Consider the following 23,202-nt stretch of genomic DNA (forward strand, 5'->3'; position numbering starts at 1 on the left):
AACGCGACCACGATGCGCCACTGGGTTCTCCAGGAACACGTGTGGGTCAAGGTCCTGGACGAGTCCGGATTCGCCGGGATCACCGTGGACATGTTGCCGTCCACGGTCGCGGGGCCGCGCACCGCGGATACATTGCTGGTGACCGCGGTACGGCGGCCCTGAGCGTTCTGTGCCGCCTCTTGGGTGCCGGAGAGGTCGGCACCTACCGTGGGTGAGTGGTCCTTCGTCTCGCTGCCCAGCGCGGGACGCGTGGTGGCGTGAGTGGTGAATGAGTAGGAGCACTCAGGCACGCGCGTTCGACTTGTTTCACCCTGGAAGGGACACAGCGACTCCAGGGGAGAACATCATGAAATCGGAACGACTGACCGGTCTCGCGCGGCTGACCTTCGGCAACCGCGCCTCGCAGGTCTATCTGGGCCTGGTCGTGGCCGTGGCCGTATGGGTCGGCATCGACACGCTCTTCGTCGCGCACGAGGACGCCTCGCTCGCGGGGGTGTGGCTCGGTTTCCTCGCCGCTCCGACGATCTTCGCGTTCTTCCTCGGCGGCGATCTGCTCGGTGAGGCGGTCGCGGAGTCCTCGCCCTTCTTCTTCTCCACGCTCGTGCTCTCGGTGCTGATCCAGGCGGCGGCCATCGGGGCCTTCGTACGCCTGCTCCGCCACCGGCCGCGCACCGCGCACCCGCGTCAGGCGTGACCGTCGGGACTTTTCCTCCTGTCCTTCCGCGTACGAGCGGTACGGAAGAGCCGGGTCCGTCACGTTGGCTGACGGGCCCGGCTCTTCCGGTCGCGGCAGGTGGTCGGACGCGGTCGGACGCGGCCAGACGCAGTCAGAGGCGTTCAGACGCGGTCGGCCGCGATCAGGACGTACTGGAAGGAGCCGTCCTTGTAGGAATTGATGAACGCGTCCTCGATGCCTGTGACGAGTGAGGACGTGGCCCGCAGCTCCCAGTACGGCAGGGTGGCGGGGGTGAGGTCGATGACGGCCTGGGGTACGAGGCGGTTGTCGGCCATGGCGCGCAGGTACTCCCGGCGGGAGTGGATGTTGCATTCGAAGTGCGCGTTGATCTGGGAGACCCACTTCGAGGGCTGCCCGTAGCGCGGGTTCCAGCAGCCGGTGATGGTCACGTAACGGCCGCCGACCGCGAGGACGCGGGAGTGCTCGGCGAAGAGGTCCTGCAGGTCGACGTACATGCTCGACTCGTTGTTCCACGAGGCCGCGGCCTGCCCGGTCTCGAAGGGCATGCCCAGCATGTTGCAGACGCGGGCGCGGACGTGGTCCTCGATGCCGAGATCGCGGGCACGCCGGTTGGCGAAGTCGGCCTGCTTGGCCGACAGCGTGACGCCCTCGACCCGGCACCCGAAGCGCTGGTGGGCCATGACCATCGAGCCGCCGCGCCCGCAGCCGGCGTCCACGAGCGTGTCGTCGCGCCCGATGGGGCCGAGGTGGTCCAGCAGGAGTTCGGCCTGCGCCGACTCCAGGCGGTGGAGCTCGGCGATCAGCTTCTTCTCGTACGTGCTGTCCTGGGCGTCGCCCAGAGCGGCGTGGTCCACCTCGCCGATGCCGTAGTGGTGGTGGTAGAGGCCGTCGACATCGCCGAGGCGCAGGTTCACGGGCCTGGCCTCGCCGTCCCAGTAGCGGGCGATGTCCCCCTGGTAGGGAGTCGCCGGGGCGGGGATGAACACGGAGGCGTCGGCCGAGGCGTCGGCGGTGGTGCCGGTGCCGGTGGCGGTTCCGGCGGAGGCGCCGGTGGCGAGTTCTTCGGTGCTGGTCACGGGCAGATCCATTCTTCTTACCAGAAGTCGGGCAGGCTGTAGCGATAGGTGTTGGTCTGGTGCCAGTAGTGGTTGCCGTCGACCCACGCGGCCACGCCCCGCAGGAAACGCTGCACGCTCGGGACGGGGCAGGCGGCGGCCAGGGACGCGGCTTCGGCCTCGAAGGTGTGCATGAGGTCGTTGTGGACCTCGACCGCCTTCAGGTAGGCCTCGCGTACGGAGACACTCTCGCGTTCGGCGAGCACCACGGGGAGGTTCAGGTGCCGTCCGGGGGCGGCGAGTTCCTTGGTGTACGAGTACAGGTCGTTCACGATGGTGGTGGCGTTCCCGGCGAGCGCGATGACCCGCTGCATGGCGGGCTGGGCGTGCAGGTCCGCGGGCAGTTCGTAGCCGCCGACGGCGTCGGTGATGGTGGGGCAGGGGCGGAAGTTGTTGAACTGGCGCATCGCCAGGTACTCCCACACCTCGGGTACGTGGTCCGTCTCGGCCCAGGCCGCTTCGGCGAGGTACCCCATGTGCAGCCGGGCCATGTCGTGCCGGAACCGGTCGGCCTGGGAGGGGCTGGCCATGTGGACGAAGTGCTCCATGGCGGAGCGGTACGCGCGTCGGGGCGCGTCCGAGTGGAGCGACTCGGCCCACCGCGGCGCGTACTCCTCCGTCGTGTGCAGCGGGTCGAGGGCGGTGTGCGCCAGCAGCAGGCGTCCGCCGAGGCCGATGGGCGAGCCTCCGTGGTCCTCGCAGTAGCAGTCGTCCACCGCGTTCTCGGCGACCATCAGACGCGTGGCGAGCATCAGGTGGTCGACGGTGGGGGCGTCCGGGTGGCAGGCGACCATGTAGCGGCCCACGGAGAAGCCGTCGAACTGGTCCTCCCAGTCCTCGGGGTACAGATCGACCTCGTCCAGGGCCCAGGCCTTGATCCTGCGGCTGACCTCCGCCACCCGCACGGGGTCGGGCTCCGGCACCGGGTGGTAGTACAGGCCCGGGATCGGAATGCCTTCAGCCGGAGCTGCCGGAGCTGCCGAGGCAGCCGGATCCGTTGGGGCTACGGGAGTCGACAGGGCTACCGGGGCTGCCAGGGGTACGGGAGCCGCCGGGGGGCCCGGGGCCGCCGACGGCTTCGGCGACTCCAGCGACTCCAGCGGCTTCGGCGACTCCAACGTCTCCGGCCCCGACGGCTCCCCGCGCCGGGCCAGGTGCAGGCTCGCCGTGCCCAGGCCGCTGGGACCACGCAGGATCCGTTCCAGGGCGGCGCTCCGTTCCGGGGCGGCGCTCGGTGTCCCTACCTCGTCGGCCGGGGTGTCGGCGGCGTGGGTGTCGAGGGCCCCGCTGCCGACGGTGAGTGGTGCGGACGGCGAAGGTACGACGGGCCGGCCGCCGGTGGCGGCCTCGATGTCGCGGGCGCGCGCGGCCGCGTCGGCGAGGGCGTCCGCCCCGAAGCGGGCGGCGGCCGCGGGCAGGCTCGACTGTGGAGGGGAAAGCTCAGGGGCGGGCATCCATGACTCCGTGGTGGGTGGGGGCTGTCCCCGGTGCCCCGGTGCCCCGGTGCCCCGGCGCGCTCGGCAGGACCGGCCCGGCCGGGCGGGCGCGGCTGCCGGACACGACCTGGTGCCGGGAGGGGCACTGGTGCCGGGAGGGGCACTGGTGCGGGGCGCCGGCGGCTGAGGGGAACTAGTCGCGCCTGCGGGCGATCTGCACGTTCTCCAGGACACCGAGCGCGTCCGGCACGAGGATCGCGGCGGAGTAGTAGGTGGTGACGAGGTAGGAGATGATCGACCTCTCGTCGATGCCCATGAAGCGCACCGACAGCCCCGGTTCGTACTCCTCCGGCAGCCCCGTCTGGCGCAGACCGACGACGCCCTGGTTCTCCTCGCCGGTGCGCATGACGAGGATCGAGCTGGTGTTCTCCTTACTGATGGGGATCTTGTTGCAGGGCAGGATCGGGACCCCGCGCCACGCCGGGACCTGCTGCCCGCCGAGGTCGACGTGGTTCGGGTAGAGCCCGCGGGAGTTGAACTCGCGCCCGATCGCCGCGATCGCCCTGGGATGGGCGAGGAAGAACTTGGAGCCGCGGCGACGGCTGAGCAGTTCGTCCAGGTCGTCGGGGGTCGGCGGGCCGGAGTGGGTCTGGATGCGCTGCTTGAAGTCGGCGTTGTGCAGCAGGCCGAACTCCCGGTTGTTGATCAGCTCGTGCTCCTGGCGCTCGCGCAGCGCCTCGATGGTGAGCCTGAGCTGCTCCTCGGTCTGGTTCATCGGCCCGTTGTAGAGGTCGGCGACCCTGGTGTGGACCCGCAGGACGGTCTGCGCGACGGAGAGTTCGTACTCGCGCGGCTTCAGTTCGTAGTCGACGAACGCGCCGGGCAGCGCGGGCTCCCCGGTGTGTCCGGCCGACATCGCGATCTCGGCCTCGCCGTGACGGTTCTGCCGCTGGTGGGGGAGCGAGCTGAACTGCTGGATGTGGGCCTGGAGGCTCGGCGCCGAGGACAGTACGGCGGCGAAGTCGGCGCGGGAGAGGGTGAGCAGGGTGCCGGCGGTCTCGGCGGTCGCGGTGGACTCCCACCGGGCGTCCTCGTCCAGCAGGACGTCCTCGCCGAAGTGGTCGCCGTCGGCGAGTACGGCCACGGCGACCTCGTCGCCGTACTTGCCGACGGTGGTCCGGCTGACGCGGCCATGGGCGATCAGGTGCAGTTGCTCGGCGGACGTACCGCGCTCGACCAGCGTTTCACCGGCCCGGAAGTCGCGCTGGACGCACCGGTCGGCGATCGCGGTCAGCACCTCCACGTCCTCGAAGCCGCGCAGCAGGGCCAGTTCGCCGAGTTCACGCGGGATCACCCGGACGTCGGCACCGTCCTGGATGAACTCGACGCGCCCGTCACCGACGGTGTAGCTCAGCCGACGGTTCACCCGGTAGGCGCCGCCCTTGGTCTCCACCCAGGGGAGCGTCCGCAGCAGCCAGCGGGAGGTGATCTCCTGCATCTGCGGGGCGGACTTCGTCGTGGTGGCGAGGTTGCGGGCAGCCGCCGTACTCAGGCTGGACTGCCGAGGCGACTCCGGCTGGGCTTCCGGGCTGGTGTCAACAGTCATCGGGCGAGCTCTCCTTCGTAAGGGCGGCGGACGGCATGCGTACGCGTCACCGAGAAAACTGAGAAAGAGGAAAAAGAGGGATGAACATCCGGGAATCCGTCCAGATTCCTGGGAACACTAGCGACCGGCCCGCCCGATCGGCCCAGAGAAGCCGTTGACATTAACTCGATATGATGATCTTGCTCGCTCGGAAGTTTGCCCGGGTGGCAAGCGGTGTTCGGGCGCAGTCGCCGTGCGCTCGGAGCGAGGAGCCGCCCTCCGGCCTGCCGGTCGCGTCGTACGGACCCGCCGGTCGCCTCGTACGGGCGCGGCGGACCGCGTCGTACGGGGAGCGGCCGGCGGTGTACGCGGCCTCCGTCCGGCGTCCGGCCGCCCTCGCGCTGCCCCTGTATCGCATGTATCGCAACCAAGCGCACGCGAGATTCCTCGCGCACCCTGTTGCCCGTCGGCGCCACGCTGTGACACTGTTATGCATCTCTGCATCACGCTGTTATGCGGAGTGTGTCCGACAGTGACATCGATCAGCACGGGGGAACGAATGAAGCGACAGATCGTACAGGCGGCGGTTGGCACCGCCATCGCGACCGCCCTGGGCGTGGGGCTCGCCGTGAGCCCGGCGCAGGCCGCGCCGGTGCTCGGGAAGACCAAGTTCTGCAGCCTGGGCTTCGCGAAGGCCGGCACCACCTGCTTCTACTCCGACGGGGACAAGCTGGCCGTCCACGACAACTGGAAGGACGGCTACCGGTCGGTGTCGAAGTGGCACGTCTACGACCGCAAGAACAACAACAAGATCGTCCGTAAGGGGCAGTGCGTCAACAAGAGCGGCGCCAACACGACGAAGTGGTGCAACTACAACCTCCCCGACGGGCGGTACGGGGGCACCAGCCGTTACATCATCATCTTCAACACCTTCGGTACCACGGCGAGCGGGAAAGTGATCTACAACGACAGCAACGCCGTGGTCGGTTACACCTCAGGGAAGTGATCCCCCGGCCTCCGGTCCACCGGCCCCCGGTCCATTTCTCTGACCGGCGGCCGGTGTTGATTGAACCGGAACCGCAGACAGGCCGTACAGATGGTGGCGGCCCCGACTTCCCGAGCCTGGTCCGCGTGTCACCACCGGGCTTCGCACGGAAGGATCTGCGGGTTGTCGCGCTCCACGGACTCTCGTCAGCTGCCTGAGAAGGACGAGAACGACCAGAACGATGAGAACGACGAGAAAGCCGAGAGCAAGGACGGGGAAGGGGACGGGGTGCTGCCTGTCCCGCGCGCCGAGCGGGACGGGCAGCCCGTCGCCGCGCCGGACGTGCACCTCGTCGCCGAGCGGGACGGGCAGCCCGTCGCCGCGCCGGACGTGCATCCCGTCCCCCCACGGACCACCACCCGCTCCCGGGTGGCCACCGGCCTCGCCGCCCTCCTCGTCTTCGTCGCCCTCGTCCTGCCCAACCAGATCTCCGCCCTCACCCCCGGCTTCTTCGTCCAGATACCGGAGGAGGGCATCCTCGGTGCCGCGCTCCTGCTCCTCCTGCCGCCGAGGCCCAGAAAGGCGGTCGCGGTCGCGGCGGGGACGGGGCTCGGTCTGCTGACCCTCCTGAAGCTCACCGACATGGGCTTCTACCAGGTGCTCGACCGGCCGTTCGACCCGGTCCTGGACTGGATCCTGTTCGACGACGCGGAGTCGTTCCTGCGGGACACGCTCGGCGCGGCCGGCGCGACCGGCGTGGCGATCGGGGTCGTGGCCCTCGCGGCCGGCCTGCTCGCCCTCATCGCGCTGTCGGTCGTACGGCTGAGCGACCTCATGGCCCGGCACAGCCCCGTGACCGCCCCGGGCACCTTCGTCGTCGGTACGGTCTGGGTCGCCTGCGCCGCGCTCGGGCTGCAGATCGCGGGCGTACCGGTCGCCTCGAAGCGGACCACCGAGTGGGTGCAGTACCGCGCGGACCAGGTGAGCGCGGGGATCAAGGACGAGAAGGCCTTCGCCAAGGAGGCCGCGAAGGACGACTTCGAGAACACCCCGCCCGATGAGCTGCTGACCGCGCTGCGCGGCAAGGACGTCATCTTCGCCTTCGTCGAGAGCTACGGCCGCAGCGCCGTCGAGGACCCGGGGATCGCGCCACGGATCGACAAGGTGCTGGACGACGGGAACGAGAAGCTGAGCGCGGCCGGGTTCTCCTCCCGCAGCGCCTTCCTCACCTCACCCGTCTCGGGCGCCGGCAGCTGGATGGCCCACACCACCTTCATGTCCGGTCTGTGGGTCGACAACCAGCAGCGCTACCGCAGCGTGACGTCGAACCACCGCCTGACGCTCACCAGCGCCTTCAAGCGCGCGGGCGACTGGCGGACGGTCGGCATCGTGCCGGGCGTCACCCGGGCCTGGCCGGAGGGCAAGTTCTTCGGCCTCGACAACATCTACGACTCCCGCGACCTCGGCTACAAGGGCCCGAAGTTCAGCTGGGCGCCCGTCCCCGACCAGTTCAACCTGATGGCCTTCGAGCGCCTCGAACACGGCAAGAAGGACCGCCCGCCCCTGATGACGGAGATGATCCTCGTCTCCACGCACAACCCCTGGGCGCCGCTGCCCGAGACGGTCGGCTGGGACGAGCTCGGCGACGGCTCGGTCTACCACGACATCCGCAAGGCGGCCAAGGACCCGAAAGAGGTCTGGACGGACCCCGAGAAGGTGCGCACCGAGTACCGCCGTTCCATCGAGTACACGATGAGCAACCTCATCGACTACGTACAGCGGTACGGCGACGAGGACACCGTGCTCGTCGTCCTGGGCGACCACCAGCCCAACAAGACGGTCACCGGCGAGAACGCCGGCCGCGACGTACCGGTCTCGATCATCGCCCACGACCCGGCCGTGCTGGAGCGGATCTCCGGCTGGAACTGGCAGGACGGCCTGAACCCGGCCCCGGACGCCCCGGTCTGGCGCATGGACCGCTTCCGCGACCGTTTCATGACGGCGTACGGCTCGAAGCCCTACCCGGCGTCCCCGCGCGCCGCGACGCAGGCGGCCCGCTGACGGTCGGGGGCCGCGGTTGCCGGGTGCCGGTCGCGGGCCGCCGGTTACGCCCTGGCCGCTGCGGCGTGCCTGACGAAGTGGGCCCAGGCGTGGGGCGAGAGGGTGAGGGCGGGCCCGTCGGGGGTCTTGCTGTCCCGGATGGGCACGAGGCCCGAGGTGACGATGTAGGCGGGAGCCCATTCGAGGCAACTGCTGTTGCCTTTGCTGTGGAACGACTTGACCCAGTCGTCGGGGGCGAGGTCGAGGGACGTGCTCATCAGGGGAGCGCCTCCGTTCGGAGTGACGTACGGCTAGGCCTGGTCGGCGGCGTGGGCGACGAAGTCTGCCCAGGCCTGCGGGGCGAGCGCGAGCGCGGGCCCGTCCGGGTTCTTGCTGTCCCGTACGGGTACGACGCCGGAGGCGGCGACATGGGCCGGAGCCCATTCGACGCAGTTGTTGCCCCCGGTGCCGCTGTACGACGACCTCACCCACTTGGTGAGCGCGAGGCCGTGGCTCGGACTCATGAGTAGAGCTCCTCCATTTTACGGCGGATCAGGCTCGCCGTATCCATCGGCGACAGAGCGCACGCCCTGAGCAGATCGTAGGTCCGGTGCCGGTCGTCGACGACGGTCTTCTCCTCGAACAGCGTCCCACTCACGCTGTTCTCTTCCCAGACGGCCTGTGTGCGGTCTTCGAAGGTCATCAACTTCGATGAGCCCCCTGCGAGAGCATGTCCCCCGTGTGAGAACGGGAGAACTTGAACGATGCTTGTGGACGTGAGCGCTTCCTCCACCAAGCGGGACAGTTGCTCACGCATGGTTTCCGCCGTGCCGAACGGGCGGAGCAACACCGCCTCGTCAAGGATCAGCGAGAAGTGAGGCGCCGGATCCGCGTGCAGGAGCGCCTGACGGCTGATGCGGGCCGTGACGAGTTCCTCGATACCCTCCGATGTGGCCTTCGGATAGTGGAACCGGAAGAGCGCGCGTGCGTACGCCTTGGTCTGGAGCAGCCCAGGCATCAACTGGCCTGTGTACTCCTGGATGACGCGTGCCTGGGCTTCGAGTTTCATCAGGCGCCGGAACTGGTCCGGATGGACTTCGTGCTTCGCCAGCCCGTACAGCTTCCCGAACAGCCCGTCCGACCCGAACGCCGCGTCCAGCCGTGCCGGCAGGTCCGGCGGGATCATCGCCTCCGCCGTCTCGTACCGGGCCAGTGAACTCTTCCCGTACCGCAGGACGTCCGCCAGGCTTTCCAGGCTCATGCCCGCCCGTTCCCGGAAGCGACGCATTTCCGCGCCGAACAAATCGCGTGCCGAGCGGTCGGGTGTCAGTTCACGCGGTCGAGGGGGCATCGCTCCAACTCCTTTTCCCTGGGAAGGGATTGGGACATAAACGACTTCTGATCCTACGCGGAAACGCCCATCCTTGTATGCGGAACGTGACAACTCGATGACAGAAGGTGTGACCTCCGTATGCGCGAGCAATCCCCCGGAACCGCGGTCGCCACGGCCGAGCTCGAGGCGACCGTCCATGCCGGCGGCTTCTGGCGTCTCGTGCCCGAGTCCGTTCCCCGGGTCTACGACCCCGTGACGTATGAGCTGCTGGAGCGCGTGCTCCGCGGACTGAAGCGACTGGAGCGAGAGACGGAATGACACCGAGCAAGGCGCGGCGACTGCTGTCCGTATTGATGGCGAGGTTCGGCCGGGACGGAATTCTCGCCGTACCCAAACCGCCGCCGGTATCGCCGGTATCGCCGGAACGTCACTGGCCGCCGTGCGACTGCGGGCATTCCCTGTGCCCGTCCGGCCAGAAGGAGGTCGAGCCGCCCTCTCGTGTCCAAACGCTCAGTGAACGCGTCGCCGAACGCAACAAATGGAGTCGGCGCGGAGGGCTGTGAAGAACTCTCCGGGGCGTATACGGGGTGCCGGCATGGTGTTGGTGGAACTCAGCCCGTCCGGGTGCGCGCCAGTCGGTTTTTGTCAGGAGGAGCGGTCTCGGCTGCCGGATTCGGATTCCAGGCGCTTCAACCAGGCGTCGAGGTGAGGACAGGCGGTGCGCAAGGCGCCCAGGCCGAGAAGCTCGATCGCGTCCGGGCCGTCCACGACCTTGCGGTAGGCGGGGTGTGCCCTCAGGATCCGCTTCGACGGCGCCGTGTCGGGGCCGTCGTTGACCAGTTCGGGGCCGCCCGCGGCAGTGACATGAGACCGCAGTACGTCGGCCAGCCTGGGCGACTCGATCAGCTCGGCAAGTTCGTTCGCGGCGGCGAGTACCCAGGCCTCCGTCTCGTGGAGGACGAGGAAGGGCACGAATCGCTCGTCGTCGATGACCCGTGCCATTGCCTCCTCGATATGGCCGACGCGAGCGTACGCGTCACCGGCCGGGGCGCCGGAGAGCCCGGGCGTGTCGGAGGGTAACCCGTACAGATCGAGCATCGTGGTCACCGTGTCGACAGCCGGGTTCCGCAACAGTGCCCGGATGTCGTGCTCGATCTTGGGCCACCTGCTCACCCCGCCTTTGTCGTGCGGCCGACCCGCGGCCCGCCGGGTCTTGAGCGCGACCGGGGTGACCCAGATGTCCCGCACGAGCAGTTCCGGCTGGAGGACCTGCTGCACCAGGCGCTCCTCCGTCGCGCCCTCCACCAGTACGTGAACCTGACGCATTTCCCCCGCCTCACCGCTCCCGCTCGGGCCGGGGTCGACCACCCAGCAGGTTCTTCAGCCACAGGTCACCGAGCGAGTAACTGTCGAGCCAGGCTGCCAGTGCCTCGGGATCGGGCCGGTGCAGTTTCGTCGAGCCGTCCACGCGCTCCGCGACGACGAGTTCGTCGAGCCCGAACTGGTCGACCAGCGTGACGGACTGGGTGGCGGCGAGAATCTGGCTGTGGCCGGCGGCCGACCTGAACAGCTCCGCCAGGACGGTGATTGCGAAGGGGTGCAGTCCGAGCTCAGGTTCGTCGAGCACGAGCAGCGCGGGCGGTCGCGGCTGGAGCAGGAGGACAACAAGGCAGATGAAACGCAGCGTGCCGTCGGACAGTGCGTCGGGTGGGAACACCGTGTCGGACCCGAACTGCTTCCACCGGAGCAGCACGCGTGTCGCTGCGTCCTCGGTGAGGACGAACTCACGGAAGAAGGGCGCGACGGAACGGACCGTACGCACGATCTGCTTGTACGCCGCAGGATGCTCCTCGCCCATGCGTCGCAGGAACGCGGCGAGATTGCGTGCGTCCGGGTGCAGGACCTCCGTGTCGGAGGCGTAGCCCGGTTGCTTCACCGGGGCACCGGGGGTCGTGTCATGGAAGTGGTAGACGCGGCAGCCCCGCAGTATGTCCAGTGTGTGACGGGCCACGCCGCCGGCTCTGAACGGTCCCTCTTCCGCGGCCTCGGCGAGTTTCGACTCGCTGTGGCCCCGGCCGATCTCCTGCTTCAGCGGCTGCTCAGAACGCGTCTTGTCGTGGAACTCCACCACCTCACGGCCGAAGACCAGTTCTCCCCGATGTGAGGGAACCAACGTTGCCTCGTAGGCGTTCACAAGATCGCTTTCGTCGGCCTCCACACGCAGCCCGATTCCCGCGGACCCCTTGGCCACGTCGTGAAGCATGGCTACGGCCCCGCCACGCAGCCCGACCTCCATGCCCAGCTCACCGTCTGCGATGCGTCCGAGCAGCTCGACAGCCTCGATGAAGTTGGTTTTGCCCGCACCGTTGGGGCCGACGAGCACGGTGACCGGGCTCAGGGCCAGCTCGACCTGTTCGATCGACTTGTAGCCGCTGACGGTGATGCGTCGAACCCTGCGTGACATGGTCATCAATGTATCGAGCTATCGAGCTGTCGAGCTCAGGCACGGGCGCGCGGCGCCGACGCCTGGTGCGGCGGGCGGTCCGCCGGGTCGTGGTGCACCGCGACTCGGTGGACCCGATCCGGTGGGCCCCGACCCGGTCCGGCGCGACGTGAACTGATGCAAGAAACGTGGGGAAGAACCCTTCCCCACCAGACCCCCGGTTCACTCACGCGCGTCCCTCACTCGCGCGGGTGAATCCGCCAACATCTGGTCGTAGGGGGAGGTTTGGTGCGGTTACGCTCGGCGACACGACCTCACAAAAAGTTCGGCCCCCGATGGGACTGCAATCCCGATCGAGGGCCTGACCACACAGGAAGACCACACCTTCCCAATGGCTCTTCAGCAGCTTAACGCGCACCCGTGTACCGCGTCGGACGTTCCGGCCGACGTTCCCCCGTCCGGGGTCACCCACATCCGGTTCCGGCATACGGAACGGTTCACCGTCGTCGGCAACCACCTCGCCCAGCACCGGGAACTGTCCCTGGTGGCACGGGGTTTGGCGCTGTACATCCAGTCGCTGCCCGACGGCTCGAAGATCGGCATCAAGGCCCTCGCCGCCAGGTTCCCCGAAGGTGAGATCGCCATCGCCGCCGCCCTGCGCGAACTGGAGAAGTGCGGCTATCTGGTGCGCAGGCGGGAGCGCGGGGCGGGTGGGCGGTGGGTGACCAGGACGTTCGCGTACGACAATCCGGCGGCTGCCGACTCCGGCCGTACGGAAGCCCCGGCTGCCCAGGCCGCACCGCCCGCCCCTCACGCCCCGCCCGTGTCGCTCATCCCGCTCGCTCTGCCCGTGTCGCCCGCCCCGCCGGCCCCGCCGGCGCCGCCCGTCCTGGCCGCGCCGCCCATGCTGCCCGTGTCGCCCGTCCTGGCCGGACCGCCCACGCCGCCCACGCCGCCCACGCCGCCCGCACCGCCCGTGTCGCCCGTGTCGCCGGCCCCGCCGGCGCCGCCCGTCCCCGCCGCACCCGAAGCGTCCCTGCCGACGCCCGAGCAGCCCGACCTCGGCCGCCATCGCGCCGCCGCCGATCTCCTCGCCGGTCTTCGGCGTCAGGACGCGCGTTTACTGCTCTCCGCGCGCGACGTGGCCCGCCTCGCCCCGGCCGTCTCCGCCTGGCTGGAGCGGGGCGTCGAGCCCGTAGCCGTACAGCGCACCCTGACCGCGATGCTGCCGCAGGAGCCGATCCGGTATCCCGCCGCGTTCCTCGGGCACCGCCTGACCACGCTGCTGCCGCCACCGCTGCCCGCCGTACCGACGGCGCCGCGCGTCGACCCGCTCGTCAACTGTGATCGCTGCGACCGCGCCTACCGGGCGCCCGAGCCCGGTCTCTGCGGGCCATGCGCCCGCGAGGCGACCCCCGGGCTCGAGGGCGATTGAACCTCCGGGTCCTTCAGGGAACCGCGCGTGGGCGGCCCGGGTGCGTGTTCCGGGTCTGTCGGAACCTTGATCACCGCCTGCACGTCCTAACGGGCGAATGCCGGGCCGGTGGCGACCGGTGCGGAGCGGTGAGGGGGACGTGGTGGAGCAGCGGTCGTTCTGGGCGCGGGGGCGGGTGCTCGCGGCGTTCGCCCTGCTGACGGCCGGGCTGCTGGTGTTCCACCGGTTCGTGTCCAACGCCGTACTCGGCCTGGGCAGTCTGCTGGAGGCGTTCCTGCCCTGGCTCGGCCTCGCCGTTCCCGTACTGCTCGGCCTGGCGCTGCTGCGCCGCTCGGCCCTCGCGCTGGTGGCCCTGCTGCTGCCGGTGGCGGCCTGGGCGTATGCCTTCGGCGGGCTGCTGCTGCCCGCCGAACGGTCCGACGCGGACGATCTCGTCGTCGTCCAGCACAACGTCAGCGACGAGAACCCCGACCCGGAGGGCACGGCCCGCGCCCTGATCGAGGCGGATCCCGATCTCATCGCGCTGGAGGAACTGGTGCCGCCGGCGCTGTCCGTCTACGAGAAGACGCTCGCCGCGGACTACCCGCACCACGCGGTGGAGGGGACCGTCGGGCTCTGGTCGAAGTACCCGCTGTCCGACGCGCGGATGCTGGACATCGCGCCCGGCGGCATCGGTGAGGGCTGGAAGCGCGGGCTGAGGGCCGAGGTGCGCGCGCCCCAGGGCGAGTTCGCGGCGTACGTGGCCCATCTGCCCTCCATCCGCGTCCGGGCGAGCGGCCTCGCCGCGGCCTGGCGGAACGAGAGCGCCGGTCTGCTGGGCAAGGCCGTCGCCGACGAGGAGCTGGACAGGATCGTGCTGATGGGGGACCTCAACAGCACGGTCGACGACCGGGGGCTGGCGCCGGTGACCTCGCGGATGAACGTGGCGGAACGGGGCTTCGCCCTCAGCTTCCCCGAGACGTTCCCGGTGGCGCGGATCGACCAGGTGATGGCCCGAGGGGCGAGGGTCACCGACATCCGCACCCTGCCCGCCACGCCCAGCGACCACCTGCCGGTCGCCGCGCGCCTCAAGCTGAACTGACTATCCCGTGTCGGACTCCGTCGGGCCGTGCGGGATGCCGTTTCCCCTCCCGCGGCCCACGCCGTGGCCGGCGTCGTGGCTCACGTCGTGCGGGCGGCCCCGGGCGCGGGCGCGCAGGCGGTGCCAGTAGTGGCCGCGGCGCGGGTCGGTGTCGGCGTCCGTGGGGTGGGCCCTGGTGTCGTCGTCCGCTGGGGCGGGGCGCTGCCGGGGGTTCCAGGCGGTCCGGCCGTAGCCCTGCGCCGCGACGCCGCCCCGCCGGTGGCCGTTGATGAGTTGGATCACGGTCGCACCGATCACGATCAGTCCGAGGATCGCGACCACGCTGAGCAGGTTGTTCATCGAGCACTCGCCTCCGGGAGGCGTCGGGCGGGTGCGGGAAGCGCACCCAGGGGTGCCGGGAATGAGTTGGCACGCACCCTTTCGTGTCAGCGTACTCCCGGGGATGTTCGGGTGCTCGCGCTGCTCATGCGATCTTTAAGTTAGGCTTACCTAAGCGCCCGATCGTGTTCGTGCAGGAGGAGGCACCGTGCGGAGAGTGGACAACGCTACGGCGATCCATCGGGGCGAACGGAGTCGGGTGGTCCGGCGCCGGTGCGGCCGGAGCCGGAGCGTTCGGCGCCGGTGCGTTCGGGGGGCAGGCTGTTCGCGGCGGAGCGTTCGGGGGCGGATCGTCCGGGGCCGCTCCCTTGCCTATAACCGTCCCGTCGGTCACCACCTGCTCACCAGTCGCAGTGCCCTCGGCAACGTCGCCATATCCGCTGCCCACGCCAAAAGCGAGTTCGAACCTTTGGGGCCGACGACGTCCCGGTGTCCTCGGTGAGCGCGCGGCGGGCGGACACCCGCTGAGGAAAGCGCGGACGGACCGCCGGGCGAACGCCGGGGAGCATCGCCCGCCCTCCCTCGGAGGCGCATTCGCGGCGCCTTTCGCGGGCGCGCCAACTCAACGGTGGCGCAAGCTGTTTCGTATGCGCCCCCCTACGCACCGTCCCCGCCCTGACGCCAAGTCATGTCCACCGCTGCCTCCGACCTCGCTGCCTCCGCTGCCTCCGACCTCGCTGCCTCCGCTGCCTCGGACCCCGCCGGCTCCGACTCCGCTGACCTGACGATTCCCACTCCGCCGCCTCCTTTTCCTCTTCTTTTCTCCCTTCGTCCGCACGACCGGTTTCCCCCTCACCTCTCCCCCACCCCTCTCCTCCGGAGCTGTGCCATGACCGTTTCCGTCTCCGCCGACGCCATCCTGGCGCGGCAGCGCGCCAGGGAGTCCTCGGCGCGTACGTACGCCCGTTCGTTCCCGATCGTCCCGGCCCGCGCGTACGGCATGACCGTCGAGGGGGCCGACGGGCGTCGCTACCTCGACTGCCTCTCCGGCGCGGGAACGCTCGCGCTCGGCCACAACCACCCCGTCGTACAGGAGGCCGTACGGCGCACCCTCGACAGTGGCGCGCCCCTGCACGCCCTCGACCTCGCGACCCCGGAGAAGGACGACTTCACCGACGCGCTGTTCGCGACGCTTCCGAAGGCGTTCGCGGACCGCGCCCGCGTCCACTTCTGCGGACCCGCCGGTACGGACGCGGTGGAGGCGGCGCTGAAGCTCATGCAGACGGCGACCGGGCGGCGCGGACTGCTGGCGTTCACCGGGGCGTACCACGGGATGACGGCGGGCGCGCTCGGCGTCACCGGCGCCGTGGCGGTCAAGGAGCCGGTCGCGGGGGGCGGGGCCGAGGTGACGCGGTTGCCGTACCCGTACGCCTACCGCTGTCCGTTCGGCGTCGGCGGCGCGCGCGGTGCCGAACTGTCCGTCACGTACACCCAGCGGCTGCTGGACGATCCGGCGGGCGGTGTCGTACGGCCCGCGGCGATGATCGTGGAGGCCGTGCAGGGCGAGGGCGGCGCGGTGCCGGCACCGGACGACTGGCTGCGCGCGATGCGCCGGATCACCCGTGAGCGCGAGATTCCGCTGATCGTGGACGAGGTGCAGACGGGGGTCGGCCGCACGGGGGCGTTCTGGGCGGTCGAGCACAGCGGGATCGTCCCGGACGCGATGGTCATGTCGAAGGCGATCGGCGGCAGCCTGCCGCTCGCGGTGATCGTGTACGACAAGGATTACGACGGCTGGCCGCCGGGCGCGCACACGGGCACGTTCCGGGGCAACACCCTGGCGATGGCGGCGGGCGCGGCGACGCTGCGGTACGTGGCCCGGGAGGGCCTGACCGAGCGGGCGGCGGCCGTCGGCGCGCGGATGCTGGCGCGGCTGGCCGGCCTGCGGACCGAACTGCCGGTGCCCGTGGTGGGGGACGTCCGGGGGAGAGGGCTGATGATCGGCGTGGAAATGGTCGATCCGGCCGGCCCGGTGGACTCCTGCGGCGCGCGCCCGGCCGCGCCGGAGCTGGCGCGGCGGGTGCGCGACGCGTGCCTGGCGCGGGGGCTGATCGTGGAACTGGGCGGGCGGTACGGGGCGACCGTGCGGCTGCTGCCGCCACTGGTGATCACGGACGAGGAGGCGGAGGCGGTGCTGGAACGGCTGGGCGAGGCGATCGCGGAGGTCGGCAAGGAGGCCGGCAAGGAGGCCGGCGCGGAGGTGGGCGCGGGCGTTTCAGCGGCCGGTGCGGTCGCCGCCGCGCCGGTCCCGGCTCAGACGGCGGCCGGTGTCGCGCCGGGTCCTGAAGGGGGACGGCACTGATGCCCACGGAGATGGAAGCGGAGGCGGAAGCGCTGGCTGCGGCGCTGGACGAGGTGTTGCGAGGGATGGCCGGGAAGGACGTGCGCGCGGGTGCTGGCGCGGGCACGGGTGCTGGCGCGGACGCGGGCGTGGACGGTCGCGCGGGAGCAAGAGCGGGGGCAGGAGTGGCCACGGATCAGCTGACCGATCCGTCCGCGGACTCGGGGGCGACCGCCGGGGCCGGCCTTGAGCCGGGGCCGGGGGCGGGGACGGACGCCGGCCCGGTCTCGCTCTCCGGCGGCCCGTCCGGGCCCGAGGCGCTGGAACCGCTGATCGCCACGGTGCTGGAGGCGCTGGCCGGGGGAGCCAAGCGCCGCGACGGCCCGATCGCGCCCGGCCGGCCGGAGGACATCGCGGCGGCGGTGGCCGAGGCGTTCGACAGCGACAGCAAGGAAGACGGCGACAGCGGCAGCGACGGCGAGGGCGAGACCGGCGGCGAGACCGGGGGCGAGGGCACCGGCGCCATGGGCGTCCCCACGGGGCACCCGAGGCGTGGAGCCAGGGCCCTCGCCCGGACCGACGCCCGAGGCGCCGCCGCGCTGCGCCGGCTCACCGAACTCCTCGCCCACGGCAGCGCCGACCCCGCCGACCCGTCCTGCGCCGCCCATCTGCACTGCCCGCCCCTCGCCATCGCCGTGGCCGCCGACCTGGCCGTTTCCGCCCTCAACCCCTCCCAGGACTCCTGGGACCAGGCACCCGCCGCGACCGCGCTGGAGACGTTGCTGCTCAAGGAGTTGGCGCGGCTGGTGGGGTACGACGCGGAGCGCGCGGCCGGAGTGCTGACGTCGGGCGGTACGGAGTCCAACCTGATGGGCCTCATGCTCGCCCGGGACCGCGTGCTGGGCACGGCCACCGGCGAGCAGATCGAGATGACCGGGGTACCGGGGACCTGGGCCCGGGTGCCGGGACAGCGGTCCGCGGGGATGGATGAGACGACCCCGGCCCGTCCGCGCCACTCCGGCCACTCCGGCCGACCCGGCCAACCCGGTCGCCTCGGCCGATCGGAGCGTACGGGCGTTACAGGTGTTACAGGCCGTACGGGCGCTACGGGCGCTACGGGCGTTCCGGGTGCTACGGGTGCTACGGGTGCTACGGGCGTTCCGGGTGTTACGGGCACTACGGGCGTTCCGGGTGTTACGGGCCGTGCGGTCCGTACCGTCCGCCCGGGCCGGCCCCGTATCCTCGCGTCCGCCGCCGCCCACTTCTCCGTACAGCGCGCCGCCGCGCTGCTCGGTCTCGGTGAGGACGCGGTGCTGCCCGTACCGGTCGACCACGAACTGCGCATGATTCCCGAGGCGTTGGCGTCGCTGCTCGACGGCTGTGCCGCACGGGGCGAGCTGCCCGTAGCCGTCGTCGCCACCGCCGGCACCACGGACACCGGCTCGATCGACCCGCTGCGCGCCTGCGCGGAACTCGCCGCCGAACACGGCGCCTGGCTGCACGTGGACGCGGCGTACGGCGGCGGCGCGCTGCTCTCCGACCGGCTCGCCCCGCTGCTGGACGGGCTCGAACTCGCCGACTCCGTCTCCCTCGACTGGCACAAGCTCGGCTGGCAGCCGGCCGCGGCGGGGATCTTCCTGGTGCGGCGCGCGGAGACGTACGCCTCGCTCGCGCGGCGCGCGGTCTACCTCAACCCGGCCGACGACGAGGAGGCCGGTTACCCGAGCCTGCTGGGCCTCTCCCTGCGGACGACGCGCCGCGCCGACGCGTTCAAGATCGCGGTGACGCTGCGGGCGCTGGGCCGGGAGGGTCTGGGCCGGCTGGTCGACGCCTGCCGGGCCCTGGCGGTGGCGGGGGCCCGTACCGTACGGGAACACCCACGGCTGGAGCTGCACTCCGAACCGGTGCTGACGGCCTTCCTGTTCCGGTACCTGCCGTCGGACGCGTCGCGCGGCGACGAGATCAACGCCGCGCTGCGCCGCCGCCTCCTGCGCGAGGGCCGGGCGGTCGTCGGCCGTACGGAACTCCCGGGGGAGGGCCCGGGCCGCGTACGCCTGAAGCTCACCCTGCTCAACCCGCACACCACCCCCGCCGAGGTGGACCGCCTGCTGCACGCGGTGGTGGCGGCGGGGCGGGCGGAGGAGGAGGGCGGCGGGTAGCCCGGCCGGCCTCTTCACCCTCGTGCGTACGTGAGTACCTGTGTAGCCGCGTACCCGCTACCCGCTACCTGCGTACCTGCTACCTGCGTACCGAAACCCCACACCTTCACGGAGGCCCACAGGTGACGACGACCGACAACGCACAGACGGGTGAGGAACCCCGGAAACAGAACGGACAGAGCGGACAGGGCGGCGAACCGGGCCCCTACGACCTCGTCGGCATCGGGATCGGCCCGTTCAACCTCTCCCTCGCCGCACTCGCCGACGGTCTCGCGGACGGCCCCGCCGGCCGGGCGCAGGGCCCCCGTACCCTCTTCCTCGACGCCAAGCCCGCCTTCTCCTGGCACCCCGGCCTGCTGCTCGAAGGCACGGTTCTCCAAGTCCCCTTCCTTGCCGACCTCGTCACGATGGCCGACCCCACCAGCCGCTGGTCGTACCTCAATTACCTGCGTGAACACGACCGGATGTTCCCGTTCTTCTTCTCGGAGCGGTTTCACATACCGAGGCGCGAGTACGACCACTACTGCCGATGGGTCGCCGAGGGGCTGCCCTCCTGCCGGTTCGACGCGCGGGTGACGGAGCTGGCGTGGGACGAGGGCGCCGGGGCGTTCGCCGTCACGTACCGCTCGGCGGACGACCAGGGAGCACGCGCCGTGGAGTCGAGGGTGCTCGCGCTCCAGGTCGTACTGGGAGTGGGCACGCTGCCGGTGGTGCCGGAGGCGCTGCGGCCGTTGCTCGCGAGTGACGAGGAGGAACGAGGAGAGGGCACCGGCTCCGGTGGCCACGTCCGTGTCCTGCACAGCGCCGACTACCGCGCCCGTCGCGCGCGCCTGGCGGCGCTGGACGACGTCACGGTCGTCGGCGCCGGTCAGTCCGGTGCGGAGGTGGCGCTCGACCTGCTGCGGCACCAGGACGGCACGGGCGCGGGCGGCCCGTACGTACGCTGGCTGGCGCGTACCCCGGCCTTCGCGCCCATGGAGTACTCGAAGATCGGCCTGGAGCACTTCACCCCCGACTACATCCGTTATTTCCGCGCCCTGCCCGAGCAGCGCCGCGAGCGGCTCGTACGGGAGCAGTGGCAGCTCTACAAGGGCGTCAGCGAGCAGACGCTGGCCGAGATCCACGACGAGCTGTACGAACGGACCGTCGGCGGTGCGCCGCCGCGCGCCGCGCTGCACCCGGGCGTGGCGATCGAGGGCGCGGAGCGCACGGGCGACGGGGTCCTGCTGACGTGCCGGCACGTGGAGCAGGACACGTGTTTCGAGGTGCGCACGTCCGCGGTGGTGGCGGCCACGGGGTACGCGGCGGCGCGCCCGGCCTTCCTGGAGCCGCTGGCGAAGCTGGTGGACTGGGACGACAGGGGCCGCTACCGGGTCGACGGTTCGTACCGGGTGGCGCTCGACGCGCGGGTGTCCGGCACGCTGTACGTCCAGAACGCCGAACTGCACACGCACGGCGTCGGCGCGCCCGACCTGACGCTGGGCGCGTGGCGGGCGGCGACGATCCTGAACGCGGCGGCGGGGCGGACGGTGCTGCGGGTGCCGGAGCGGGTGGCGTGGACGACGTTCGGGGCGCCGGAAAGGCCGTAGGCCGGAGCCGTAGGGAAGGCGGGACCGGCAGCGGGCCCGGTCCGTATCCGGGCCCGGCCCAGGTCCGGTCGGACCTACTGCTCGGCGGCGGACGTGTAGCTCTTCTCGATGGCGTCCAGCACCTGGCCCGCGCCGGTGTACCCGATGCCGAGCATCCACAGGTTGTCGTCCACCTTGAAGGCCATGCCGTTCTTCACCGCGTCCAGCCTCTTCCACAGGGGGCCGCCGACGATGTCGGTCTCCTGAGCCTTCTTGGCGTCGCCGTAGGTGGAGTAGTAGAGGACGTCCGCGTTGGCCTCGTCGATCTGTTCGGGGCTGACGTCGAGGGAGAAGGCTTCCGCGTCCTGGTTGTCCGGGCGGCCGACACCCAGGTCCTTGAAGAGGGAGCCGACGAAGGTCTTGTTCATGTAGATCCGGGTGTCCGCGCCTTCCACGAACCGTACGAAGCCGAACGTGGTCCGCTTCGCCTTGTCCGCCCCGCCGAGCGCTTCCGTGACGCGCTTGACGTGCGCGTCGTAGTCGGCGACGACCTTCTTGGCCTCGTTCTTCCTGCCGAGGGCGTCGGCGTGGAGTGCGAAGTTCTCGCGCCAGGTCGCCCCGGTGCTCTCGGAGAAGACGGTGGGGGCGATGGCCGAGAGGGACTTGTAGTTCTTCTCGTCGCGGACCTTGCTGCTCAGGATCAGGTCGGGCTCGAGCGCGGCGATCGCCTCCAGGTTCGGCTCGGCGATGACGCCGACGGGCTTGACGCCCTTGAGCTCGTCCTGGGGGAGGTACGTGGAGAAGGGCGCCTTGTCGGCGACGGTGGTGGCGCCGACCGGGGTGACTCCGAGGGTGACGGCGGAGTCGAGCGCGTCGGTGTCCAGGACGACGACGCGCTCGGGCGCGTCCGTCACCTTCACGTCGCCCATGACGGTCTTGACCGTGTGCGTCGCGGCACCGCCGCCGGAGGAGGCGTCCTTGCCGCCGCTCCCGCCGCTCCCCCCGCCCGCGTCGCTGTCGCCGGTGCAGGAGGTCAGGGAGAGGGCGAACGCGGTGGCGGCGGCGGTCACGGCGATACGACGGACGAAGGTCTGTGACACGGCGGAAGCCTCCCGGCGACGGCGACAGCCCGGACTTCCCGGACGTAAATAAGGCAAACCTAACCTTGTGGCCGACGCGGCAACAAGTCACGGTCCGGTCACGGGTGGTGGTGCGGTGGTGGGGCCGGCCGGCTCAGGTCAGTACGTCGGCCAGGCGGCGCCACTGCGCACGGGGCAGGGATGCCGGGCCGCTGAGGGTGGTGTCCGGGGTGACGATCTGAAGGGCCACGTGGTCCGCGCCGGCCGCGTGGAAGGCGTCGACGCGGCTGCGGATCTGTTCGTCGGTGCCCCAGGCGTAGACCGCGTCGATGAGCCGGTCGCTGCCGCCGCCTGCGAAGTCGTCCTCGGTGAAGCCCAGCCGCTGGAAGCTGTTGGTGTAGTTCGGCAGGGCCAGGTACCCCGCGAGGTAACCGCGTGCGGTGGCCCGGGCCGTGTCCGGGTCGGCATCCAGGACGACCTTCAGCTCCGGCGCGAGGAGGGGGCCGGAGCCCAGGATCTCCCTGGCCTGTGCGGTGTGCTCGGGGGTGACGAGGTACGGGTGGGCGCCGCCGGTCCGGTCGCGGGCGAGTCCGAGCATCTTCGGGCCGAGGGCGGCGAGCACCACGCGCTCCGCCGGGACGCCGGCCGCGTCCAGGCCGTCCAGGTAGGTGACCATGGAGGAGTAGGGGCGCCGGTACTGCGAGGCGATCTTGGCATGGCTCGCGCCGATGCCGAGCACGAACCGTCCGGGGTGTGCGGAGTCCAGCGCCTGGAACTGGCCGGCGACGTCGGTGGGCTCGTGCTGCCAGATGCTGAGGATGCCGGTGGCGACGGTGAGCGTCGAGGTGGCCTCGATCAGGGGTACCGCGTGCTCGACCGCGCTGTTGCCGCCCAGCCAGACGGCTCCGAAGCCGAGTTCTTCCAGTTCCGCTGCGGCCTCGGGGATCTCGGCACGGAGTGCGGGCTCCTCGGAGCGCAGTTCCGCGCTCCAGATTCCGTAGCGGCCCGGCTTGTCCTGTGCTGCTGCCATGGTGTCTCTCCTGGTGCGCTGGGGTCCGTCTTCGCCTCCGATCTTGTCGTGTGATCACGCCGACGTCACGACAACACGAACACGGGGCCGGATCGCTCTGGCGCACCCGGTGCTCGGTCTCAGGCGGTGGCGGCTTCCTCCACGGTTGACCGCACGTGAAGGATGGTGTCGACCCCGGTGATGTCGAGCAGACGCCGCAGCCTCGGCCCGGGTGCGGCCACGCGCAGAGCGGTTCTTTGGCGCACGAGGACGAGAAGGTTCACAAGCGAAGAGTCCGCGAAGGTGACGCGGGAGGTGTCCAGGACCACCTTCGCGTGGGTCGCGGCCGCGGTGGTCAACGCGTGGGCCAGCGGCGGGATCGAGTGCATGTCGTACTCACCGTCGGCCACGACGACCCAGGCGTCCCGCCACGGGTACTGAGCCACCGGTTCCCACGTCGCGCCGTGCCCGTCGGCGAGGTCGGGCGTACGCGCGCTGCTCCCAGCGGTGTCGCTCGTAGAGCCCACTGCGACCGCTTTCTCCCATGGCATGCCAGAGCCTCCTGCCCGCCCACTAAA

Annotated in this window: 22 protein-coding genes; 10 read left to right on the forward strand and 12 right to left on the reverse strand. The window is 70.8% G+C overall.

From position 1 onward, the window contains the following. Positions 1 to 12 precede the first annotated feature (12 nt). Positions 13 to 162: a hypothetical protein gene (locus ACU6P3_RS17520; protein WP_447193135.1), complete on the forward strand. Its 150-nt coding sequence runs from the start codon at positions 13 to 15 to the stop codon at positions 160 to 162. 184 nt (positions 163 to 346) lie between these two features. After that, positions 347 to 694, forward strand: coding sequence for an SCO4225 family membrane protein (locus ACU6P3_RS17525; RefSeq protein WP_447193136.1), 348 nt, complete (start codon positions 347 to 349; stop codon positions 692 to 694). 143 nt (positions 695 to 837) lie between these two features. Here ACU6P3_RS17525 and ACU6P3_RS17530 read toward each other — a convergent pair whose 3' ends face one another. The 3 genes from ACU6P3_RS17530 to ACU6P3_RS17540 all read right to left on the reverse strand — a co-directional run bounded on the left by ACU6P3_RS17530 (position 838) and on the right by ACU6P3_RS17540 (position 4,854). Further along, complete coding sequence (locus ACU6P3_RS17530; RefSeq protein ID WP_447193137.1) at positions 838 to 1,785, reverse strand: geranyl diphosphate 2-C-methyltransferase; 948 nt, start codon at positions 1,783 to 1,785, stop codon at positions 838 to 840. A 5-nt stretch (positions 1,786 to 1,790) separates the two neighbouring features. Beyond that, a complete protein-coding gene (locus ACU6P3_RS17535; protein WP_447193138.1) occupies positions 1,791 to 3,266 on the reverse strand; it encodes a family 2 encapsulin nanocompartment cargo protein terpene cyclase in 1,476 nt (491 codons plus the stop codon). Positions 3,267 to 3,441: 175 nt separating this feature from the next. After that, entirely contained in the window at positions 3,442 to 4,854 is a 1,413-nt protein-coding gene (locus tag ACU6P3_RS17540; RefSeq protein WP_447193139.1) for a family 2B encapsulin nanocompartment shell protein, read from the reverse strand. A gap of 538 nt (positions 4,855 to 5,392) precedes the next feature. On the opposite strand from ACU6P3_RS17540, the gene ACU6P3_RS17545 reads away from it, so the two are divergent. Both ACU6P3_RS17545 and ACU6P3_RS17550 read left to right on the forward strand, forming a co-directional pair. Then, the gene (locus ACU6P3_RS17545) at positions 5,393 to 5,839 is read left to right on the forward strand and encodes a hypothetical protein (protein ID WP_344283342.1); all 447 of its coding nucleotides are present in this window, start codon (positions 5,393 to 5,395) and stop codon (positions 5,837 to 5,839) included. Positions 5,840 to 6,001: 162 nt separating this feature from the next. Then, a complete protein-coding gene (locus ACU6P3_RS17550; protein WP_447193140.1) occupies positions 6,002 to 7,879 on the forward strand; it encodes an alkaline phosphatase family protein in 1,878 nt (625 codons plus the stop codon). A 44-nt stretch (positions 7,880 to 7,923) separates the two neighbouring features. Here the strand turns inward: ACU6P3_RS17550 and ACU6P3_RS17555 are convergent, their stop codons facing one another. From ACU6P3_RS17555 to ACU6P3_RS17565, 3 genes are read right to left on the reverse strand one after another with little or no spacing between them, the layout of a single operon-like run. Further along, the gene (locus ACU6P3_RS17555; protein WP_344279526.1) at positions 7,924 to 8,136 is read right to left on the reverse strand and encodes a DUF397 domain-containing protein; all 213 of its coding nucleotides are present in this window, start codon (positions 8,134 to 8,136) and stop codon (positions 7,924 to 7,926) included. 33 nt (positions 8,137 to 8,169) lie between these two features. Then, complete coding sequence (locus ACU6P3_RS17560; protein WP_447193141.1) at positions 8,170 to 8,382, reverse strand: DUF397 domain-containing protein; 213 nt, start codon at positions 8,380 to 8,382, stop codon at positions 8,170 to 8,172. Next, on the reverse strand, positions 8,379 to 9,209 hold the full coding sequence (locus ACU6P3_RS17565; protein WP_447193142.1) for a helix-turn-helix domain-containing protein: 831 nt from the start codon (positions 9,207 to 9,209) through the stop codon (positions 8,379 to 8,381). The genes ACU6P3_RS17560 and ACU6P3_RS17565 overlap by 4 nt, the downstream gene beginning before the upstream one ends. Before the next feature lie 120 nt (positions 9,210 to 9,329). Between ACU6P3_RS17565 and ACU6P3_RS17570 the strand changes: the two genes are divergently transcribed. Beyond that, positions 9,330 to 9,509 (forward strand): hypothetical protein, encoded by a 180-nt coding sequence (locus tag ACU6P3_RS17570; RefSeq protein ID WP_344279534.1) that lies wholly within the window; start codon positions 9,330 to 9,332, stop codon positions 9,507 to 9,509. Positions 9,510 to 9,836: 327 nt separating this feature from the next. On the opposite strand, the gene ACU6P3_RS17575 is transcribed toward ACU6P3_RS17570, so the two are convergent. Both ACU6P3_RS17575 and ACU6P3_RS17580 read right to left on the reverse strand, forming a co-directional pair. Then, a complete protein-coding gene (locus ACU6P3_RS17575; protein WP_447193143.1) occupies positions 9,837 to 10,517 on the reverse strand; it encodes a DUF4276 family protein in 681 nt (226 codons plus the stop codon). Between the two features lie 10 nt (positions 10,518 to 10,527). Next, positions 10,528 to 11,655 carry an AAA family ATPase gene (locus ACU6P3_RS17580; RefSeq protein WP_344279540.1) on the reverse strand — a complete coding sequence of 376 codons (1,128 nt, stop codon included), beginning with the start codon at positions 11,653 to 11,655 and terminating at the stop codon, positions 10,528 to 10,530. 370 nt (positions 11,656 to 12,025) lie between these two features. Between ACU6P3_RS17580 and ACU6P3_RS17585 the strand changes: the two genes are divergently transcribed. Further along, positions 12,026 to 13,069, forward strand: coding sequence for a hypothetical protein (locus tag ACU6P3_RS17585; RefSeq protein ID WP_447193144.1), 1,044 nt, complete (start codon positions 12,026 to 12,028; stop codon positions 13,067 to 13,069). A 175-nt stretch (positions 13,070 to 13,244) separates the two neighbouring features. Beyond that, on the forward strand, positions 13,245 to 14,150 hold the full coding sequence (locus ACU6P3_RS17590) for an endonuclease/exonuclease/phosphatase family protein (protein WP_447197935.1): 906 nt from the start codon (positions 13,245 to 13,247) through the stop codon (positions 14,148 to 14,150). On the opposite strand, the gene ACU6P3_RS17595 is transcribed toward ACU6P3_RS17590, so the two are convergent. Then, the gene (locus tag ACU6P3_RS17595; RefSeq protein WP_447193145.1) at positions 14,151 to 14,489 is read right to left on the reverse strand and encodes a hypothetical protein; all 339 of its coding nucleotides are present in this window, start codon (positions 14,487 to 14,489) and stop codon (positions 14,151 to 14,153) included. 868 nt (positions 14,490 to 15,357) lie between these two features. Here ACU6P3_RS17595 and ACU6P3_RS17600 point away from each other — a divergent pair. The 3 genes from ACU6P3_RS17600 to ACU6P3_RS17610 all read left to right on the forward strand — a co-directional run bounded on the left by ACU6P3_RS17600 (position 15,358) and on the right by ACU6P3_RS17610 (position 20,557). Continuing rightward, positions 15,358 to 16,830 carry a diaminobutyrate--2-oxoglutarate transaminase family protein gene (locus tag ACU6P3_RS17600; protein ID WP_447193146.1) on the forward strand — a complete coding sequence of 491 codons (1,473 nt, stop codon included), beginning with the start codon at positions 15,358 to 15,360 and terminating at the stop codon, positions 16,828 to 16,830. Beyond that, on the forward strand, positions 16,830 to 18,968 hold the full coding sequence (locus ACU6P3_RS17605; RefSeq protein WP_447193147.1) for a pyridoxal phosphate-dependent decarboxylase family protein: 2,139 nt from the start codon (positions 16,830 to 16,832) through the stop codon (positions 18,966 to 18,968). Before ACU6P3_RS17600 ends, ACU6P3_RS17605 begins: the two co-directional genes overlap by 1 nt. 122 nt (positions 18,969 to 19,090) lie before the next feature. After that, complete coding sequence (locus tag ACU6P3_RS17610; protein ID WP_447193148.1) at positions 19,091 to 20,557, forward strand: lysine N(6)-hydroxylase/L-ornithine N(5)-oxygenase family protein; 1,467 nt, start codon at positions 19,091 to 19,093, stop codon at positions 20,555 to 20,557. A gap of 74 nt (positions 20,558 to 20,631) precedes the next feature. Here ACU6P3_RS17610 and ACU6P3_RS17615 read toward each other — a convergent pair whose 3' ends face one another. From ACU6P3_RS17615 to ACU6P3_RS17625, 3 genes are all read right to left on the reverse strand, one after another. Then, positions 20,632 to 21,636 carry an ABC transporter substrate-binding protein gene (locus tag ACU6P3_RS17615; RefSeq protein ID WP_447193149.1) on the reverse strand — a complete coding sequence of 335 codons (1,005 nt, stop codon included), beginning with the start codon at positions 21,634 to 21,636 and terminating at the stop codon, positions 20,632 to 20,634. Positions 21,637 to 21,769: 133 nt separating this feature from the next. Next, entirely contained in the window at positions 21,770 to 22,645 is an 876-nt protein-coding gene (locus ACU6P3_RS17620) for an LLM class F420-dependent oxidoreductase (protein WP_447193150.1), read from the reverse strand. 119 nt (positions 22,646 to 22,764) lie between these two features. Further along, positions 22,765 to 23,175 carry an STAS domain-containing protein gene (locus ACU6P3_RS17625; RefSeq protein WP_447193151.1) on the reverse strand — a complete coding sequence of 137 codons (411 nt, stop codon included), beginning with the start codon at positions 23,173 to 23,175 and terminating at the stop codon, positions 22,765 to 22,767. Positions 23,176 to 23,202 lie beyond the last annotated feature (27 nt).

The organism is Streptomyces hebeiensis (assembly GCF_052983195.1).

Excerpts from the sequence above, each read along its gene's own strand:
- ACU6P3_RS17605 (WP_447193147.1), top strand. The coding sequence starts at position 16,830 with ATGCCCACGGAGATGGAAGCGGAGGCGGAAGCGCTGGCTGCGGCGCTG.
- ACU6P3_RS17580 (WP_344279540.1), bottom strand. The coding sequence starts at position 11,655 with ATGTCACGCAGGGTTCGACGCATCACCGTCAGCGGCTACAAGTCGATC.
- ACU6P3_RS17620 (WP_447193150.1), bottom strand. The coding sequence starts at position 22,645 with ATGGCAGCAGCACAGGACAAGCCGGGCCGCTACGGAATCTGGAGCGCG.
- ACU6P3_RS17565 (WP_447193142.1), bottom strand. The coding sequence starts at position 9,209 with ATGCCCCCTCGACCGCGTGAACTGACACCCGACCGCTCGGCACGCGAT.
- ACU6P3_RS17570 (WP_344279534.1), top strand. The coding sequence starts at position 9,330 with ATGCGCGAGCAATCCCCCGGAACCGCGGTCGCCACGGCCGAGCTCGAG.
- ACU6P3_RS17535 (WP_447193138.1), bottom strand. The coding sequence starts at position 3,266 with ATGCCCGCCCCTGAGCTTTCCCCTCCACAGTCGAGCCTGCCCGCGGCC.
- ACU6P3_RS17575 (WP_447193143.1), bottom strand. The coding sequence starts at position 10,517 with ATGCGTCAGGTTCACGTACTGGTGGAGGGCGCGACGGAGGAGCGCCTG.
- ACU6P3_RS17600 (WP_447193146.1), top strand. The coding sequence starts at position 15,358 with ATGACCGTTTCCGTCTCCGCCGACGCCATCCTGGCGCGGCAGCGCGCC.
- ACU6P3_RS17585 (WP_447193144.1), top strand. The coding sequence starts at position 12,026 with ATGGCTCTTCAGCAGCTTAACGCGCACCCGTGTACCGCGTCGGACGTT.
- ACU6P3_RS17595 (WP_447193145.1), bottom strand. The coding sequence starts at position 14,489 with ATGAACAACCTGCTCAGCGTGGTCGCGATCCTCGGACTGATCGTGATC.
- ACU6P3_RS17545 (WP_344283342.1), top strand. The coding sequence starts at position 5,393 with ATGAAGCGACAGATCGTACAGGCGGCGGTTGGCACCGCCATCGCGACC.
- ACU6P3_RS17530 (WP_447193137.1), bottom strand. The coding sequence starts at position 1,785 with ATGGATCTGCCCGTGACCAGCACCGAAGAACTCGCCACCGGCGCCTCC.
- ACU6P3_RS17525 (WP_447193136.1), top strand. The coding sequence starts at position 347 with ATGAAATCGGAACGACTGACCGGTCTCGCGCGGCTGACCTTCGGCAAC.
- ACU6P3_RS17520 (WP_447193135.1), top strand. The coding sequence starts at position 13 with ATGCGCCACTGGGTTCTCCAGGAACACGTGTGGGTCAAGGTCCTGGAC.
- ACU6P3_RS17540 (WP_447193139.1), bottom strand. The coding sequence starts at position 4,854 with ATGACTGTTGACACCAGCCCGGAAGCCCAGCCGGAGTCGCCTCGGCAG.
- ACU6P3_RS17625 (WP_447193151.1), bottom strand. The coding sequence starts at position 23,175 with ATGCCATGGGAGAAAGCGGTCGCAGTGGGCTCTACGAGCGACACCGCT.
- ACU6P3_RS17560 (WP_447193141.1), bottom strand. The coding sequence starts at position 8,382 with ATGAGTCCGAGCCACGGCCTCGCGCTCACCAAGTGGGTGAGGTCGTCG.
- ACU6P3_RS17555 (WP_344279526.1), bottom strand. The coding sequence starts at position 8,136 with ATGAGCACGTCCCTCGACCTCGCCCCCGACGACTGGGTCAAGTCGTTC.